Origin of the sequence: Xylophilus ampelinus, assembly GCF_003217575.1 — a bacterium.
GTDB lineage: Bacteria > Pseudomonadota > Gammaproteobacteria > Burkholderiales > Burkholderiaceae_C > Xylophilus > Xylophilus ampelinus.
Genome location: NZ_QJTC01000009.1, coordinates 1 through 17,432, shown reverse-complemented (window position 1 = coordinate 17,432; position 17,432 = coordinate 1). Strand labels below are relative to the sequence as shown.

At 65.8% G+C, this 17,432-nt stretch carries 13 protein-coding genes and 1 tRNA gene; all 14 read right to left on the bottom strand.

What is annotated here, in order from left to right:
• Positions 1 to 19: 19 nt before the first annotated feature.
• The gene (locus tag DFQ15_RS07570) at positions 20 to 2,302 is read right to left on the bottom strand and encodes a sensor histidine kinase (RefSeq protein WP_199399834.1); all 2,283 of its coding nucleotides are present in this window, start codon (positions 2,300 to 2,302) and stop codon (positions 20 to 22) included.
• Entirely contained in the window at positions 2,302 to 2,961 is a 660-nt protein-coding gene (locus DFQ15_RS07565) for a DUF4390 domain-containing protein (protein WP_110465396.1), read from the bottom strand. The genes DFQ15_RS07570 and DFQ15_RS07565 overlap by 1 nt, the downstream gene beginning before the upstream one ends.
• On the bottom strand, positions 2,951 to 4,378 hold the full coding sequence (gene rsmB, locus DFQ15_RS07560; protein ID WP_110465395.1) for a 16S rRNA (cytosine(967)-C(5))-methyltransferase RsmB: 1,428 nt from the start codon (positions 4,376 to 4,378) through the stop codon (positions 2,951 to 2,953). The genes DFQ15_RS07565 and rsmB overlap by 11 nt, the downstream gene beginning before the upstream one ends.
• Entirely contained in the window at positions 4,375 to 4,992 is a 618-nt protein-coding gene (locus DFQ15_RS07555; RefSeq protein WP_233504339.1) for a LemA family protein, read from the bottom strand. Before DFQ15_RS07555 ends, rsmB begins: the two co-directional genes overlap by 4 nt.
• 93 nt (positions 4,993 to 5,085) lie before the next feature.
• Positions 5,086 to 9,318, bottom strand: a complete 4,233-nt coding sequence (gene rpoC, locus DFQ15_RS07550) for a DNA-directed RNA polymerase subunit beta' (RefSeq protein WP_110465394.1) — start codon at positions 9,316 to 9,318, stop codon at positions 5,086 to 5,088.
• 17 nt (positions 9,319 to 9,335) lie between these two features.
• Positions 9,336 to 13,448: a DNA-directed RNA polymerase subunit beta gene (gene rpoB / locus DFQ15_RS07545; RefSeq protein WP_110465393.1), complete on the bottom strand. Its 4,113-nt coding sequence runs from the start codon at positions 13,446 to 13,448 to the stop codon at positions 9,336 to 9,338.
• Between the two features lie 273 nt (positions 13,449 to 13,721).
• A complete protein-coding gene (gene rplL / locus DFQ15_RS07540; protein WP_110465392.1) occupies positions 13,722 to 14,096 on the bottom strand; it encodes a 50S ribosomal protein L7/L12 in 375 nt (124 codons plus the stop codon).
• 25 nt (positions 14,097 to 14,121) lie between these two features.
• Complete coding sequence (rplJ, locus tag DFQ15_RS07535; RefSeq protein WP_110465391.1) at positions 14,122 to 14,652, bottom strand: 50S ribosomal protein L10; 531 nt, start codon at positions 14,650 to 14,652, stop codon at positions 14,122 to 14,124.
• 238 nt (positions 14,653 to 14,890) lie between these two features.
• The gene (gene rplA, locus DFQ15_RS07530; protein WP_055839510.1) at positions 14,891 to 15,589 is read right to left on the bottom strand and encodes a 50S ribosomal protein L1; all 699 of its coding nucleotides are present in this window, start codon (positions 15,587 to 15,589) and stop codon (positions 14,891 to 14,893) included.
• 1 nt (position 15,590) lies between these two features.
• Positions 15,591 to 16,022: a 50S ribosomal protein L11 gene (gene rplK / locus DFQ15_RS07525; protein WP_055839507.1), complete on the bottom strand. Its 432-nt coding sequence runs from the start codon at positions 16,020 to 16,022 to the stop codon at positions 15,591 to 15,593.
• A gap of 150 nt (positions 16,023 to 16,172) precedes the next feature.
• Positions 16,173 to 16,772, bottom strand: coding sequence for a transcription termination/antitermination protein NusG (gene nusG, locus DFQ15_RS07520; protein ID WP_055839505.1), 600 nt, complete (start codon positions 16,770 to 16,772; stop codon positions 16,173 to 16,175).
• Complete coding sequence (gene secE / locus DFQ15_RS07515; RefSeq protein ID WP_110465480.1) at positions 16,773 to 17,156, bottom strand: preprotein translocase subunit SecE; 384 nt, start codon at positions 17,154 to 17,156, stop codon at positions 16,773 to 16,775.
• An 89-nt stretch (positions 17,157 to 17,245) separates the two neighbouring features.
• Positions 17,246 to 17,321, bottom strand: a tRNA-Trp gene (locus DFQ15_RS07510).
• A gap of 12 nt (positions 17,322 to 17,333) precedes the next feature.
• Positions 17,334 to 17,432, bottom strand: a 99-nt coding sequence (locus DFQ15_RS07505; protein ID WP_456156793.1) for an EF-Tu C-terminal domain-related protein, incomplete at its 5' end; no start/stop codon positions are given.

Genomic DNA, 17,432 nt, shown 5'->3' with positions numbered 1-17,432 from the left:
ACAGAACCCTCGGCTCGGATCAGACAGCCACGGGTGCGAGGGGCAATGATAACGACACTTGTGCACCGACCGTTTCGCCCTCTTCCACCCGGTTGGCGATGTCGACGCGGGCACCGTGTTCGTCGGCGATCTTGCGCACGACGGCCAGGCCCAGGCCGGTGCCTTTCGACTTGGTGGTGACGTACGGCTCGAACGCGCGCTTGAGCAGGCTCTCGCTGAAACCGGTGCCGCTGTCGATCACCGTGAGCCGCACCCGCCCGGTGGTTTCGCTCTGCCGGGTGCGGATGACGACCGGCGGCGCCGGGCTGCGCTGGGCCGCGTCGGTGGCGTCCTGCGCGTTCTGGACCAGGTTGTGCACCACCTGGCGGAGCTGCTGCCCATCGCCCAGCACCAGCGAACACTGCGGGTCCAGCTCTGCCCGTACCCTTACGCCGCTGCCACCGTCGTTCTCGTACAGGTGCAGGATGTCGGCGACCAGGGCATTGAGGTCGACCGGCGCCAGCTCGGCGGCGGGCAGTCGGGCGTAGTCGCGAAACTCGTTGACCAGCCGCTTCATCGCATCGACCTGCTCGACGATGGTGCGGACCGACTTGGTCAGCACCGCCTGACCGGCCGCATCGACCTTGCCGTCGAGCTTCATCGCCAGCCGCTCGGCCGAGAGCTGGATCGGGGTGAGCGGGTTCTTGATCTCGTGCGCCAGACGACGAGCTACCTCGCCCCAAGCCTGCGCCCGTTGGGCGGAAACGATCTCGGAAATGTCGTCGAATACCAGCAGCCGGGCGGTGCCGGGCAGCTCGGCCCCGCGGGCGATGACGGTGGTGGCGTCCTGCTGCGGACCGGTGGCGCCGGCGTGCAGCTCGAACGATTGCTGCCAGTGGTCGATGCCGTGCTGCTCGCGGTCGCCCAGGAAGCTGTGGAATTGGGCCTGCACGCCCTTGCCGAAATCGGCCAGGCCGGCTACCTCGGCCAGCAGCTGTCCTTCACAGGCGGCCAGCGGCGCCCGCAGGATGCGGGTGGCGCCGCGGTTGGACGAAAGGATGCGCCCGTCCGCATCCAGCACGATCACGCCGGCGGTGAGGTTGTCCAGGATGGTCTGCAGATTGGCGCGCGCGGTGTCGACCTGCAGCATGCTCTTGTCTACCGCGCTGCGGGCCTCGGACAGCTGCTGCGTCATGTCGGCGAAGGCGCGGGTCAGGCCGCCCAGCTCGTCCTTGCCCTGCAGGGCCGCCTTGGGACTCAGGTCGCCGGCGGCCACCTCGCGCACACCCTCGGCCAGCACCAGCAGCGGCCGCGCCAGCTGGTTGCCCAGCAGCACCGCCAGCAGCATCGCGCCGAAGACCGCCAGGAACAGGCTCAGCGTCAGGGTGCCGATGTACATGCGCCGCAGGCCTTCGCGCGCCAGGGCCCGCTCCTGGTACTCGCGGTAGGCCTCCTGCACCGCCACGGCGTTGGCGACCAGGGTGGGCGGCAGCGGCTGGGTGGCCTGCAGGAAACGGGTCTCGGGCGACAGCTCGACGCCGGTGCCGCTGACCAGCACGATGGCCTTGACCCGGGCACCCGAGATGCCAGCGTTGGGGCCGAGATCGTCCAGCCCCTCGATCTGCGACGCGGTGCGCTGGCCGCGCACGTTGCGCAGCAGCTGCGGCGCGGGCCGGTCGGGGTTGAGCTGGAAGCGCGACTGGCCGGCGCTGGCGATCAGGTGGCCCTGCGAATTCCACAGCACCACGTCACTCGCGCCGATCTGGTCGCGGATCCGTTCCAGGGCCAGGCCGGCGGCCGCGTCGGGCAAGTTGGCGATCAGTGCGCTGGCGGTGCGGGTCTTGGCGACGAGGTCGTTCGACAGCGCATCGAGCGTGGAGCGGCCCAAACTCAGGCCGGCATCGAGGGCGCCCTCGACCTTCACGTCGAACCAGCTCTCGATCGACCGCGACACGAACTGGTAGGAGACGGTGTAGATCAACATGCCCGGCAAAAATCCAAGCACCGCGAAGATGATCGCCAGCTTCATCAGCAGCCGGCTGCCGAAGCGGCCGCGCCGCAGCCGACCGTACAGCCGCATGCCGATCCAGGCGATCACCGCCAGCAGCAGGCCGGCAACGACCACGTTCACCGTGAACAGGAAGCCGTAGTTGCGCTCGTACAGCGCTCGGTTGTTGGTGGCCTGGGTCAGCAGAAAGAGCAGCACCAGCCCGATCGACACCATCGTAGCGACGCCGATGCCGACGGCCCATCGCGCGGCACGCGAATGCAGCAGCGAATAGCGCGGATCGTCGTGGTGGGCGGTGCGGCGTGTACTGGACATCAGTCGCCGTCCGGCAGCAGGCGCAGGCTGCGCTCGGTGGACAGGCTCCAGTCGGAGCGGCTGATCACGCCCATCTGCAGCGGCCGAGGAAGCTGCGAGGTATCGAGCCGGAACCGGAACTCGACGCTGTAGCGGCCGTCGGCCTCCACGTCGTGCAGGTCGGCGATGCGCCACCGCGCCAGCCGCTGGATCGAGGCCAGCGCCTCGGGCAGCTCCTCGAAATTCTGGCTCAGCGCCACGCCCAGTCCGGCATTGCCGATCGGCGTGGGCGACACGTTCAGCCGCCAGCGCCGGGTCAGCGGCTGGAAAGCCAGGCGGATGTAGCGGACGGCATTGGCGACGCGCTGGTCGCTCCAGTACCAGCGGTCGCGCAGCACATCGGCCTCTGCCACGAAGAACACCGGGATACCCTTGTACAGCGCGTCTTCCACCAGCGGCGGCAGCTCGAAGCCCAGGGTGGCCGAGAGGTAGAGGCCGTCGTCGGCCCGCTCCAGCCGCAGCAGCGGCACCTCGACGCCGTGGGCTTGGGCGAAGGCGGGGGGCTGCCCCGCCGCCAGCAGGCCGCAGGCGACGATGCATGCGGCACCCAAGCCGCGCGCCGCGGCTCCCAGGGTGCCCAGAACGCCGGCGAAGGCCCGCAGGCGGCGCTCAAGACGCATGCTTTTGCAGGAGGGCGTAGAAAAATCCGTCATGATCACCGGGAAGATTGTCCGGGACCCAGCGCTGTCCCGCGCCATTGCGCGGAATCAAATGCCCGGGCGAGGGGCACAAAGCCGCATCGATGTTGTGCGCAAGGAACGCTCGGATCTGCTGTTCGCCCTCTTCCCGGAACACCGAGCAGGTGCAGTAGAGCAGCCGGCCGCCCGGCGCGAGCAGCGGCCAGAGCTTCGCGACCAGACCTGCCTGCACAACGGCCAGCTGGGCGATGTCGCTCTCGCGCCGCAACCAGCGTACGTCGGGATGGCGGCGCACGATGCCCGATGCGGTGCACGGCGCATCGAGCAAGATGGCGTCGAACGGCTGGCCGCCGTGCTGGGGCCACCAGCGCGCCGGCTCCTGCGCGTCGGCCGCCACCACGGTGGCCTGCAGGCCGAGCCGGTCCAGGTTCTCGTGGATCCGCTCGCAACGCTGCGGATCGATGTCGAGCGCCAGCACCGACAGCGGCGCACCCGCCGGTGCCATCTCCAGCAGGTGTGCCGTCTTGCCGCCCGGCGCGGCGCAGGCGTCGAGCACCCGCAGAGGCTTCGACAGGTCGAGCCCGTCGAGCAGCAGCTGCGCCGCCAGCTGGGCGCCGGCGTCCTGCACCGACACGTGGCCCTCGGCGAAGCCGGGGATCTGGTCGACCGGCAGCGCATGCGCCAGCAGCACGCCCTGGGCTCCCACGCGCTCCGCTCCTATATTGATAGCATTAAGCCGACTCAAGACGCCGGCTACCGTCGCTTTTCGTGCGTTGACCCGCAGCACCATGGGCGCCTGGGTGTTGTTGGTCCGCAGGATGTCCTGCCACTGCCGGGGATGGTCGTGCTTCAAGTGGTCGATCCACCAGCGCGGATGGTTCCACAAGGCCAGCGGCTCCTGGGCGGTAGAGGCCACCAGTGCCTCCTGCTCCCGCAGAAAGCGGCGCAGGCAGGCGTTGATGAAGCTCGACTGCGCCCGCATCGCGGGACTGCGCTTGGCGGCCTCGACCGTCTGGTCGACCAAGGTGAAGGCTTCGTAAGGCGCGTCCTCGGCGCGCCAGACAAGCGCCAGGGCGGTGCACAGCAGCGCGTCGGGCAGCGGCGGCGGGGTTCGGCTGGCCAGCTTGCGGCGCAGCGCCTCGGCCTGGCCCAGCCAGCGCAGCACGTGGGAGACCAGCGCGCGGGTGCCGGGCCGCAGGGGTGCCGACACCGCCTGCAGCGCCACCGGTGCCGACTGGCCGCCGCGCACCGCCGCCAGCGTCTGGGCGGCCGCCTGCAGTTGCTGCCACAGGGCGATGCCGTCGCGCGGGCCGGCATTCCTGTCGGCGCCGCCGGGCGGGATTTGCCGGGCGGTGCGGGGAGTCGATGCGGAAAAAGGGGGCGAAGGGCGTGTCGTCATATCGGTCGCGCGGGCTGGAATCGGAAAAGCCATGCCAGAAGCGCAGCCGGGAACTTGCCCAGCGCAGCGTTGTAGCGCTGCACGGCCAGGTTGAACGCGTCGCAGGCCAGCTGCACCTGCGTCTCCTGCTGGTCCCACTGGACATGGATGCCGCCGACATGCAGCGTGGCCGAGAAATCGGGCGCCTCGCGCAACAGCCGCCGCCATGCCGACAGCAGCACCTCGCGCGCGGCGGTCAGTGCCGCCATCGCCTCGCGATCGAGCGGCTTGGCGCGCGACGCGGCCAGCGAATTGCCCAGCTGCAGCGCCGCAGCATGCGTGCCACTCCAGAGCGTCTGGGTGGCGAGGCTCGGCGCCGGCGCGGCGTCGGCAGGCGGGGCATCGGCCGCCGCTTCCGGTCCGCTGGGCATCCGCCCTGCCCGATCGGCCGGTGCGGCGGCCGGCACCGGTGCCGTGGGCGTCTGGGCCATCGCGACCCAGGCCTGCATCCGCGTGTCGAGCGCTCCGAAGGCCTGCAACACGGCGCCGCGCAACCGGACCAGCCGGTTGTGCGCACCCACCGACCAAAAGAGGCCGACCGCCAGGACCGACCACCACCACAGACTTTGGAACATCGCCGAAGTATCTCCAAAAACGCCCGCAGGAAAAAAGCCCCCGCCCGCCGAGGCGGCGGACGGGGGCTTTCAGCGGGGGGGCGGCAGCAGCGCTTACTTTGCCGCGGCGCCTTCGCTGGTATCGGCCGTGTCGGCGGCCTGGCCGTCGCCCAGGCCGGCCAGTTCGGCGTCTTCGGCTTCTGCGATGGCGCGGCGCTCGGCCTCGTCCATCTGGTCCTTCACCTTGCGGGCATCGTGGTACGCCATGCCGGTGCCCGCGGGGATCAGGCGGCCGACGATGACGTTCTCCTTCAGGCCGCGCAGCTCGTCGCGCTTGCCCATGATGGCCGCTTCGGTCAGCACACGGGTCGTTTCCTGGAACGACGCCGCCGAGATGAACGAATCGGTCGACAGCGACGCCTTGGTGATGCCCAGCAACAAGTTGTTGTAGGTCACAGGCACCTTGTCTTCACTGCGCAGACGGTCGTTGGTGTTGAGCATTTCCGAACGCTCGACCTGCTCGCCGTTGATGTAGCCCGAATCGCCCGCGTTCTCGACCACGACGCGGCGCAGCATCTGTCGCACGATCACTTCGATGTGCTTGTCGTTGATCTTCACGCCCTGGAGGCGGTAGACGTCCTGCACTTCGTCGACGATGTAGCGCGACAGCTCCTCGATGCCCAGCAGGCGCAGGATGTCCTGCGGATCGGCCGGGCCGTCCACCACCGACTCGCCCTTGTTGACCACCTGGCCTTCGTGCACCAGGATGTTCTTCTCCTTGGGGATCAGCTCGTCCCAGACCTTGCCGTCCGGATCGGTGATCTGCAGGCGGACCTTGCCCTTGGTTTCCTTGCCGAACGAGACCGTGCCGGTGATTTCCGCCAGCATGCCCTTGTCCTTCGGCGAACGGGCTTCGAACAGCTCGGCCACGCGGGGCAGGCCGCCGGTGATGTCGCGGGTCTTCTGGCCTTCGACCGGAATACGCGCCAGCACTTCGCCCGGCCCCACGTCCTGGCCGTCGCGCACCTGGATCAGCGAACCGATCTGGAAGCCGATGGTCACCGAGTGGTCGGTGCCCGGAATCTTCACTTCGGCGCCGTTGGCGTCGATGAGCTTGACCTGCGGGCGCACCACCTTGGCGGAGCCGCGGCGCTTCGGATCGATCACGACCAGGGTCGACAGACCGGTCACTTCGTCGACCTGCTTGGCGACCGTCAGGCCTTCCTCGACGTTCTCGAACTTCACCTGGCCGGCGAACTCGGTGATCACCGGACGGGTCAGCGGATCCCAGTTGGCCAGGATGTGGCCGGCCTTGATCGTCTGGTCGGCCTTGACCGCCAGGATCGCGCCGTACGGCACCTTGTGGCGCTCGCGCTCGCGGCCGTGCTCGTCCTGGATGACGATCTCGCCCGAACGCGCGATCACCACCAGGTCGCCCTTGGTGTTGCTCACGTAGCGCATCGTGGCGTTGAAGCCGATCACGCCGTTCGACTTGGCTTCCACGCTGGAGGCGACGGCCGCACGGGATGCGGCGCCACCGATGTGGAAGGTCCGCATCGTCAGCTGCGTGCCCGGCTCGCCGATCGACTGGGCGGCGATCACGCCGACCGCCTCGCCCAGGTTGATCTGGCCGCCGCGGCCCAGGTCGCGGCCGTAGCACTTGGCGCAGATGCCGAAGCGGGTTTCGCAGGTCAGCGCGGTGCGGACCTTGACTTCGTCGACGCCGGCGGCTTCGAGTTCGTCGATCAGGTCCTCTTCCAGCAGCGTGCCGGCCGGTGCCAGCACCGAGCGGTTCTCGGGGTGCAGCACCTCGTCGGCCGCGGTACGGCCCAGGATGCGGTCGCGGAGCGACTCGATCACCTCGCCGCCTTCGACGATGGCGCGCATCACCGAGCCCTGGTGCGTACCGCAGTCTTCCTCGGTCACGACCAGATCCTGGGTCACGTCCACCAGACGGCGGGTCAGGTAACCCGAGTTCGCCGTCTTCAGCGCCGTGTCGGCCAGACCCTTTCGGGCACCGTGGGTGGAGATGAAGTACTCCAGCACGTTCAGGCCTTCGCGGAAGTTCGCGGTGATCGGCGTCTCGATGATCGAGCCGTCGGGCTTGGCCATCAGACCCCGCATGCCCGCCACCTGGCGGATCTGCGCGGCGGAACCGCGGGCACCCGAGTCGGCCATCATGTAGATGGAGTTGAAGGACTCCTGGTCCACTTCCTTGCCGTGGCGGTCGGTGACCTTCTGCTTCGAGAGCTGTGCCATCATCACCTTCGACACTTCGTCGCCGGCCTTGCCCCAGATGTTAACCACCTTGTTGTAGCGCTCGCCGGATGTCACCAGACCCGACGAATACTGCTGGGCGATTTCCTTCACTTCCTTCTCGGCCCGCTCGATGATGCTGGCCTTTTCGGGCGGCACCAGCATGTCGTCGATCGCGATAGAGATACCGGCCTTGGTGGCCAGGCGGAAACCGTTCTGCAGCAGCTTGTCGGCGAAGACGACCGTCTCCTTCAGACCGCACTTGCGGAAGCTCACGTTGATGAGCTTGGAGATTTCCTTCTTCTTCAGCGCCTTGTTGATGTTGGCGAACGGAAGGCCCTTCGGCAGGATCTCGGACAGCAGCGCACGGCCGGCGGTCGTGTCCACCAGCGAGGTGGAGGGCACGAATTCGCCGGTGGCCTTGTCCTTGGTCCACTCGGTCAGGCGCACGCTGATCTTGGCGGTGAGTTCGACCTCACCCGCGTCGAATGCGCGCTGCACCTCGCCGGTGTCGGAGAACACCAGGCCTTCGCCCTTGCCGTTGATGCGGTCGCGGGTCGTGTAGTACAGGCCCAGCACCACGTCCTGCGACGGCACGATCGAGGGTTCGCCCGATGCGGGGAACAGCACGTTGTTGGAGGCCAGCATCAGCGTGCGGGCTTCCATCTGCGCTTCCACCGACAGTGGCACGTGGACGGCCATCTGGTCGCCGTCGAAGTCGGCGTTGAAGGCGGCGCAGACCAGCGGATGCAGCTGGATCGCCTTGCCCTCGATCAGGATCGGCTCGAACGCCTGGATGCCCAGGCGGTGCAGCGTAGGCGCACGGTTGAGCATGATCGGATGCTCTTTGATCACCTCTTCCAGGATGTCCCAGACCACCGGCGTGCCGGATTCGACTTCCTTCTTGGCGGCCTTGATCGTCGTCGCGATGCCCATGGCTTCGAGGCGCGAGAAGATGAAGGGCTTGAAGAGTTCCAGCGCCATCAGCTTCGGCAGGCCGCACTGGTGCAGCTTGAGCGTCGGGCCCACGGTGATCACCGAACGGCCCGAGTAGTCCACCCGCTTGCCCAGCAGGTTCTGGCGGAACCGGCCGCTCTTGCCCTTGATCATGTCGGCCAGCGACTTGAGGGCGCGCTTGTTGGCGCCGGTCATCGCCTTGCCGCGGCGGCCGTTGTCGAGCAGCGAATCGACGGCTTCCTGCAGCATCCGCTTCTCGTTGCGCGCGATGATTTCCGGCGCCTTCAGCTCCAGCAGGCGGCGCAGACGCGAGTTGCGGTTGATGACGCGGCGGTAGAGGTCGTTCAGGTCGGAGGTCGCGAAACGGCCGCCGTCCAGGGGAACGAGCGGACGCAGGTCCGGCGGCAGCACCGGCAGCACCTCGAGCACCATCCACTCGGGCTTGATGCCCGACTTCTTGAACGCTTCCAGCACCTTCAGGCGCTTGGCGTTCTTCTTGACCTTGACTTCGGAGCCGGTCAGGTCGCCGCGCAGGCGCTCGATCGACAGGTCGATGTCGATGGCTTCCAGCAGGTCCTTGATGCCCTCGGCGCCCATCTTGGCGATGAACTCGTCGCCGTATTCCTTGCGCTTCGCGTCGTAGTCGTCCTCGGACATGATCCCGAACTTCTTGAGCGGGGTCATGCCGGGGTCGGTGACGACGTAGGCTTCGAAATACAGCACGCGTTCGATGTCGCGCAGTGTCATGTCGAGCACCAGACCCAGACGCGACGGCAGCGACTTCAGGAACCAGATGTGCGCGCAGGGCGCGGCCAGGTCGATGTGGCCCATGCGCTCGCGGCGCACCTTGGTCTGGGTGACTTCGACGCCGCACTTCTCGCAGATCACGCCGCGGTGCTTCAGGCGCTTGTACTTGCCGCACAGGCACTCGTAGTCCTTGATGGGGCCGAAGATCTTGGCGCAGAACAGGCCGTCGCGCTCGGGCTTGAACGTGCGGTAATTTATGGTTTCCGGCTTCTTGACTTCGCCGAAGGACCACGAGAGGATCTTCTCTGGCGACGCCATGCCGATGCGGATGGCATCGAAATGCTCGTCCGGCGTGAATTGCTTGAACAGGTCGAGTAGTGACTTCATAAACCTAGTCCCTTCGATTAAGAACGTTCGAGTTCGATGTCCAGGCCCAGGGAACGGATTTCCTTGACCAGCACATTGAACGATTCCGGCATGCCGGCCTCGATGGCGTGTTCGCCCTTGACGATGCTCTCGTACACCTTGGTACGGCCCTGCACGTCGTCGGACTTCACCGTCAGCATTTCCTGCAGCACGTAGGACGCGCCGTAGGCTTCCAGCGCCCACACTTCCATTTCGCCGAAACGCTGGCCGCCGAACTGGGCCTTGCCGCCCAGCGGTTGCTGCGTGACCAGCGAGTACGGTCCGGTCGAGCGGGCGTGCATCTTGTCGTCCACCAGGTGGTGCAGCTTCAGGAAGTGCATGTAGCCGATGGTCGTCGGGCGCTCGAACTGCTCGCCGGTGCGGCCGTCGATCAGCTGGGCCTGGGTGCGGGTGACCGTCAGGCCCTTGGCCTTGGCGATGTCGTCAGGGTAGGCCAGCTTCAGCATCCCGCGGATGTCCTCTTCGCTCGCGCCGTCGAACACCGGCGTGGCGAAGGTGGCGCCGTGGGTCAGGTTGCCCGCCATCGCCAGCACGTCTTCGTCGCTGAGCTTGGACAGGTCTTCCGACCGGCCCGAGCTGTTGTAGAGCTCTTCGAGGAACTTGCGCAGCTCGGCCGCCTTGGTTTCCGCCCGCAGCATGTCGCCGATGCGCTGGCCGATGCCCTTGCCGGCCCAGCCCAGGTGCACTTCCAGCACCTGGCCGACGTTCATCCGCGAAGGCACGCCTAGCGGGTTTAGGCAGATGTCGCACGGCGTCCCGTCGGCCATGTAGGGCATGTCCTCGACCGGAACGATCTTGGACACGACACCCTTGTTGCCGTGGCGGCCGGCCATCTTGTCGCCGGGCTGCAGGCGGCGCTTGACGGCCAGGTAGACCTTGACCATCTTCAGCACGCCGGCCGGCAGCTCGTCGCCCTGCGTGAGCTTCTTGCGCTTCTCTTCGAACATCAGGTCGAAGCTGTGGCGGGTCTGCTCGAGCGAGTTCTTGATCGACTCGAGCTGGGTCGCCACTTCGTCCTCCGCCGGACGGATGTCGAACCAGTGGAACTTCTCGACCGAGGTCAGGTAGGCCTTGTCGAGCTTGCTGCCCTTGGCCAGCTTGTTCGGGCCGCCGTTGGCAGCCTTGCCGGTCAGGAGCTTCTCGATCCGGTCGAACGCGTCGGCCTCGACGATGCGCAGCTGGTCGTTCAGGTCGAGGCGGAAGCGTTTGAGTTCATCGTCGATGATCTGCTGGGCGCGCTTGTCGCGCTGGATGCCTTCGCGGGTGAACACCTGCACGTCGATCACCGTGCCTTGCGAGCCCTGGTCCACCCGCAGCGAGGTGTCCTTCACGTCGGAGGCCTTCTCGCCGAAGATCGCGCGCAGCAGCTTTTCTTCCGGCGTCAGCGTGGTCTCGCCCTTCGGCGTGACCTTGCCCACCAGAGTGTCGCCGGGCATGACTTCGGCACCCACGTAGATGATGCCCGACTCGTCCAGGCGGTTCAGCTGCTGCTCGGCCAGGTTCGGGATGTCGCGGGTGATTTCCTCGGCTCCCAGCTTGGTGTCGCGCGCCATGACCACCAACTCCTCGATGTGGATCGAGGTGTAGCGGTCTTCGGAGACGACACGTTCGCTGATCAGGATCGAGTCCTCGAAGTTGTAGCCGTTCCACGGCATGAACGCGATCAGCATGTTCTGGCCGATGGCGATCTCGCCCAGGTCGGTCGACGCGCCGTCGGCGATCACGTCGCCCTTTTCCAGCTTGTCGCCCTTCTTGACGATAGGACGCTGGTGGATGTTGGTGTTCTGGTTGGAACGCTGGTACTTGATCAGGTTGTAGATGTCCACGCCGACCTCGCCCGCCGTCGCTTCCGCGTCGTTGACGCGGATCACGATGCGGGTGGCGTCGACATAGTCCACCACGCCGCCGCGGTTGGCGGTGACCACCGTGCCGGAGTCCACCGCCGCGACGCGCTCGATGCCGGTGCCGACCATCGGCTTTTCCGGACGCAGTACGGGCACGGCCTGGCGCGACATGTTGGCGCCCATCAGCGCCCGGTTGGCATCGTCGTGCTCGAGGAACGGCACCATAGACGCGGCCACCGACACGATCTGCGCCGGCGACACGTCCATGTACTGGATGCGGTCGGCCGCGACCAGGATAGACTCGCCGGCTTCCCGTGCGGACACGAGTTCGCCGGTGAGCGTGCCGTCCTTGTCCAGCGCGGCGTTCGCCTGGGCGATGACGTACTTGCCTTCCTCGATGGCCGACAGGTAGTCGATCTGCATCGTCACCTTGCCGTCGACTACGCGCCGGTACGGCGTTTCGATGAAGCCGTATTCGTTCAGGCGGGCGTACAGCGCCAGCGAGTTGATCAGGCCGATGTTCGGGCCTTCCGGCGTTTCGATCGGGCAGACGCGGCCGTAATGGGTCACGTGCACGTCGCGCACTTCGAAGCCGGCACGTTCGCGGGTCAGACCGCTCGGGCCAAGAGCCGACATGCGGCGCTTGTGGGTGATCTCGGCCAGCGGGTTGGTCTGGTCCATGAACTGCGACAGCTGCGACGCGCCGAAGAACTCCTTCAACGCCGCGGAAATCGGCTTGGAGTTGATCAGGTCGTGCGGCATCAGCGGCTCTTGCTCGGCCTGGCCCAGACGCTCCTTCACGGCCTTCTCGATACGGGCGAGGCCGGTGCGGTACTGGTTCTCGGCCAGTTCGCCGACGCAGCGCACGCGGCGGTTGCCCAGGTGGTCGATGTCGTCGACCTCGCCGTTGCCGTTGCGCAGGTCCACCAGAATCTTGACGACCGCGAGGATGTCCTCGTTGGTCAGGACCATCGGCCCGGTGGATTCGTTGCGGCCGATCTTGGCGTTGAACTTCATCCGGCCGACGCGCGACAGGTCGTACGTGTCCGGGTTGTAGAACAAGCGCTGGAACAGGGCCTGCACCGCGTCCTCGGTCGGCGGCTCGCCGGGGCGCATCATGCGGTAGATGGCCACGCGGGCGGCGAACTCGTCGACCGTCTCGTCGGTGCGCAGGGTCTGCGAGATGTAGGCGCCCTGGTCGAGTTCGTTGGTGTAGATGACCTGCAGGTCCTTCACGCCCGAGGAGCGCAGCTTCTTCAACAGCACCTCGGTCAGCTCGTCGTTGGCCTTGGCGATGATCTCCCCGGTGTCGCCGTCGACGATGTCGCGAGCGACCACGCGGCCGATCAGGAAGTCCTCCGGCACGCTGATGTGGGTCGTGCCCGAGGTTTCCAGCTCGCGGGTGTGGCGGGCGGTGACGCGCTTGTCCTTGGCGACCACGACCTTGCCGGCCTTGTCGGTCAGGTCGAAGCGGGCCACTTCGCCGCGCAGGCGTTCGGCGACGAACTCCATCTGCGCGCCGCTGTCCATCAGGCGGAAGTTGTCGTTGACGAAGAAGTTCGCCAGGATCGATTCCGGGTTCAGGCCGATGGCCTTCAACAGGATCGTGACCGGCATCTTGCGGCGACGGTCGACGCGGAAGTACAGGATGTCCTTGGGATCGAACTCGAAGTCGAGCCACGAGCCGCGGTAGGGAATCACCCGGGCCGAGAACAGCAGCTTGCCCGACGAGTGGGTCTTGCCCTTGTCGTGCTCGAAGAACACGCCGGGCGAACGGTGCAGCTGCGACACGATGACGCGCTCGGTGCCGTTGATGATGAACGAGCCCTTGTCGGTCATGAGCGGCACTTCGCCCATGTAGACCTCCTGCTCCTTCACTTCCTTGACGACTTTGGACTGGCTGGTCGAGGACTCGCGGTCGTAGATGATCAGCTGCACCTTGGCCCGCACGGCCGAGGCGAAGGTCAAGCCGCGGGTCTGGCATTCGCGTACGTCGAACGCCGGCTTGGCCAGGTTGTATTCGACGAACTTCATTTCCACGAAACCGTTGTGGGAAACGATCGGGAAAGCCGCGTCGAAAGCGGCCTGCAGGCCTTCGACGGTACGTTTCTTGGGGCCTACGTCGGTTTGCAGGAACGCCGTGTAGGCGTCTTTTTGCATCTGCAGCAGGTAGGGGACTTCCAGCACGCTGTCGCGGCTGCCGAAGCTTTTGCGAATGCGCTTGCGTTCGGTATAGGTATAGGCCATGAGATCTCCGGGCAAAGACATGAGTCCTTCGACGACTGAACCCCTCGCGCGGCACGGCACGCGCGAGGGGCTTGGTGGTTGGCCACTACCAACCATGGCGGACGGCGATGCGTTGCACATCGCCCGAACCAAGGCATCTTCTGCTGTCGGGGGCTCAGAAGACACTAGGGAGCCGCAGCGCTGCGGCTCTCTGGTGTGCTCTATACCGCGCTTTCATAAGCGGCAAAAGGCTGGGGGCCTCTCGGACACCCCAGCCTCGGCACACATGTCGAATTACTTGAGTTCGACCTTGGCGCCAGCTTCTTCGAGCTTCTTCTTGGCTGCGTCGGCGTCTGCCTTGGCGATGCCTTCCTTGACGTTCTTCGGAGCGCCGTCGACCAGATCCTTGGCTTCCTTGAGGCCCAGGCCGGTGATTTCGCGCACGGCCTTGATGACCGACACCTTGTTCGCGCCGGCTTCGAGCAGCACGACGTTGAATTCGGTCTTTTCTTCGGCTGCCGGAGCAGCGGCACCGCCACCTGCGGCCGGTGCCGACATTGCTGCGGCGGACACGCCGAACTTCTCTTCGATGGCCTTGACCAGGTCGTTGAGCTCGAGGACCGTCATGCTGTCGAGCGCGGTCAGGAATGCGTCTTTATCGAATGCCATTGTGATTTCCTAAAACTAGTTTGGTTCAAGCCGCGGCTGCTTCGGGTTCGGCTGCCGGTGCAGCCTGGCCTTCGCCACGTTTTTCCGCCAGCGCGGCCAGCACACGGGCCGTACGCGAGATCGGGGATTGCATCAAGCCCAGCAGCTGGGCCAGCAGCACGTCCTTGGAAGGGATGTTGGCCAGTTGCTTCACGCCGTTGATGTCCAGGGTCTTGCCACCGAAAGCACCGCCGCGGATCACCAACTTGTCGTTGGTCTTCGCGAAATCGGCCACCACCTTCGCGGCGGCCACGGCATCTTCGGAGAAGCCATAGATCAGCGGACCGGTCATCTGGTCGGCGAGCACGTCGAAAGCGCTACCGGCGACAGCACGGCGGGCCAGCGTGTTCTTCAGAACACTCAAGCTCACACCCTTGCTGCGCGCGTCATTGCGCAGTTTCGTCATGTCGGCGACCGTGATGCCACGGTATTCCGCAATCACGAGCGTTTGAGCTTTAGCGGCGAGGCTGGTAACGTCGGTGACGACCGCTTCTTTCTCACTGCGATTAAGACTCAAGGTCTACTCCTTAAAAAGTGGGTCGGGCATAGCGCCCTCGCCCACATTCTTCTTTCAGCGACCAACTGTTTCGGGAAAAAATCCATCTGCAGCGGGATCGCCATCTGCGCTGGCCGACGAGGCGATTAAGTGCAGCCATCTGCACACCAGCGGTCTTGGATGGCCCGGCGCCTCCGTCTTGCGACGTCTGCGCCGGCCCACCACCGGGCGGCCCGCGAAGGCCACCCGAATTCCGTCTTTACGCGGCCGCGATCGTCTGGGTGTCGACGCGAACGCCGAGGCCCATGGTCGAGGACACGGCCACCTTGCGCAGGTAGACACCCTTGCTGGTGGCGGGCTTGGCCTTGGTCAGCGCGTCGATCAGCGCGGCCAGGTTGCCCTGCAGCTTGTCGGAGTCGAACGAGCGACGGCCGATGGTGCTGTGGACGATACCGGCCTTGTCGACGCGGAACTGCACCTGACCGGCCTTGGCGTTCTTCACCGCGGTGGCGACGTCGGGAGTGACCGTGCCGACCTTCGGGTTGGGCATCAGGCCGCGTGGACCGAGGATCTGGCCCAGCGTACCGACGACGCGCATCGCGTCGGGTGCGGCGATGACGATGTCGAAGGGCATGTCGCCCGCCTTCACCATGGCGGCGAGATCGTCCATGCCGACGATGTCGGCGCCGGCGGCCTTGGCTTCCTCGGCCTTGGCGCCTTGGGCGAACACGGCGACGCGCTTGGTCTTGCCGGTGCCGTTCGGCAGCACGACGGCGCCACGCACGACCTGGTCGGACTTCTTCGCATCGATGCCGAGCTGCACCGCCACGTCGATCGATTCGTCGAACTTGGCGGTCGCCGCGTCCTTGACGATGGTCAGTGCATCGCTCAGGGCGTACAGCTTGGTCGACTCGACCTTGCCTTGCAGGGACTTTTGCTTCTTGGTCAACTTAGCCATCTCAGAGGCCCTCCACGGTCACGCCCATCGAGCGGGCGGAGCCGGCCAGCGTGCGCACTGCGGCGTCGATGCTGGCGGCGTTCATGTCCTTGAGCTTGGTCTTGGCGATCTCTTCGAGCTGGGCGCGCGTGATCTTGCCGACCTTCTGCTTGTTCGCCACGGGCGAACCCTTGTCGAGCTTGATGGCCTTCTTGATCAAGGTCGTCGCAGGCGGCGTCTTGATGATGAAGGTGAAGCTCTTGTCGGCGAAAGCCGTGATCACCACCGGCAGTGGCAGGCCGGGCTCGACACCTTGGGTCTGGGCGTTGAACGCCTTGCAGAACTCCATGATGTTGAGGCCGCGCTGACCCAGGGCCGGGCCGATGGGGGGCGATGGATTGGCCTTGCCCGCTGGCACTTGCAGCTTGACAAAACCGACGATTTTTTTCGCCATGGTTTCTTACTCCTTGCGGGTGATAGCGCGGCCGCCGTGTGGCAGGCCGCTCCCCGGGGTTTGCGGACCCTTTCGAGAGAACACCCGCGCCGGGTCCAACGAAGCGCGGGATACGAATGACGACGGCAGGCCGGGGGCCTGCCTTGCCGATCAGGTCTTTTCGACCTGGCCGAATTCCAGCTCGACAGGCGTCGCGCGGCCGAAGATGGTGACGGACACCCGCACCCGGCTCTTCTCGTAGTTGACCTCTTCGACCGAACCATTGAAGTCGGTGAAAGGACCTTCCTTGACGCGCACGAACTCGCCGACGATGAACTCCACCTTGTGGCGGGGTTTGTCGGTGCCTTCCTGCATCTGGCTGACGATCTTCTGGACTTCTTCTTCCGAGATCGGGGCCGGACGGTTCTTGGCGCCGCCGACAAAGCCGGTGACCTTGTTGGTGTGCTTCACCAGGTGCCAGGACTCGTCGTCCATCACCATCTCGACGAAGACGTAGCCGGGGAACAGGCGACGCTCGGTCGTCTTGCGCTGGCCGTTCTTGACTTCGACGACTTCCTCGGTGGGCACCAGGATGCGGCCGAACTTGGCTTCCATGCCGCCGCGGTTGATCCGCTCGACGATGTTGCGCTCGACCGCCTTCTCCATACCCGAATAGGCATGGACGATGTACCAACGCATGTCCGGGTTGGCCGGCGTGGCAGCGGCGACCGCTTCGCCGTCACCGGGGATGTTCTCAACGGCGTCGGTCATTTATTTTCTCCAACCCAGGATCAGGTCGTAGAAGACCCACTCCAGCGTCTTGTCAGTCAGCCAAAGGAACAGCGCCATCACCACGACGAAAGCGAAGACGTAGGCGGTGATCTGGATCGCTTCCTTGCGGGTCGACCAGACGACCTTCTTCACTTCGCGCCATGCGTCGCGACCGAAGGCGATCAGCTGGCGGCCATGCTCCGACACGAAGAACACCGCAGCAGCGGCGGCAAAGCCTACGAGCAGCACGGCCCACTGCGCAAGTGCGCCCTGGCGGCTCAGCAGGTAGAAGCCCGCCAGCGCAGCAAGCACCAGCGCAACGGACAGGCCCAACTTGGCCTTGTCGGCTCCGGTGCTTACGGTTTCAACTTGCGACGTCGCCATGGCGGCTTGCATTCCTCGTATATGAAACGTGTCCCTGAAGACACGGAAGCCCGTCAGATCATGACGGGCTTGGTGTGGGCCACCTCAGGTGGCAGGGGCAGTAGGAATCGAACCTACAACCTTCGGTTTTGGAGACCGACGCTCTGCCAATTGAGCTATACCCCTCTAACTCTGCAATCAGGCGATGATCTTCGCGACCACGCCGGAGCCGACCGTCTTGCCGCCTTCGCGGATGGCGAAGCGCAGACCTTCTTCCATGGCGATGGGGTTGATCAA

Coding starts and splice junctions, on each gene's coding strand:
- DFQ15_RS07570 (WP_199399834.1), bottom strand. CDS start 2,302: ATGTCCAGTACACGCCGCACCGCCCACCACGACGATCCGCGCTATTCG.
- DFQ15_RS07565 (WP_110465396.1), bottom strand. CDS start 2,961: ATGCGTCTTGAGCGCCGCCTGCGGGCCTTCGCCGGCGTTCTGGGCACC.
- rsmB (WP_110465395.1), bottom strand. CDS start 4,378: ATGACGACACGCCCTTCGCCCCCTTTTTCCGCATCGACTCCCCGCACC.
- DFQ15_RS07555 (WP_233504339.1), bottom strand. CDS start 4,992: ATGTTCCAAAGTCTGTGGTGGTGGTCGGTCCTGGCGGTCGGCCTCTTT.
- rpoC (WP_110465394.1), bottom strand. CDS start 9,318: ATGAAGTCACTACTCGACCTGTTCAAGCAATTCACGCCGGACGAGCAT.
- rpoB (WP_110465393.1), bottom strand. CDS start 13,448: ATGGCCTATACCTATACCGAACGCAAGCGCATTCGCAAAAGCTTCGGC.
- rplL (WP_110465392.1), bottom strand. CDS start 14,096: ATGGCATTCGATAAAGACGCATTCCTGACCGCGCTCGACAGCATGACG.
- rplA (WP_055839510.1), bottom strand. CDS start 15,589: ATGGCTAAGTTGACCAAGAAGCAAAAGTCCCTGCAAGGCAAGGTCGAG.
- rplK (WP_055839507.1), bottom strand. CDS start 16,022: ATGGCGAAAAAAATCGTCGGTTTTGTCAAGCTGCAAGTGCCAGCGGGC.
- nusG (WP_055839505.1), bottom strand. CDS start 16,772: ATGACCGACGCCGTTGAGAACATCCCCGGTGACGGCGAAGCGGTCGCC.
- secE (WP_110465480.1), bottom strand. CDS start 17,156: ATGGCGACGTCGCAAGTTGAAACCGTAAGCACCGGAGCCGACAAGGCC.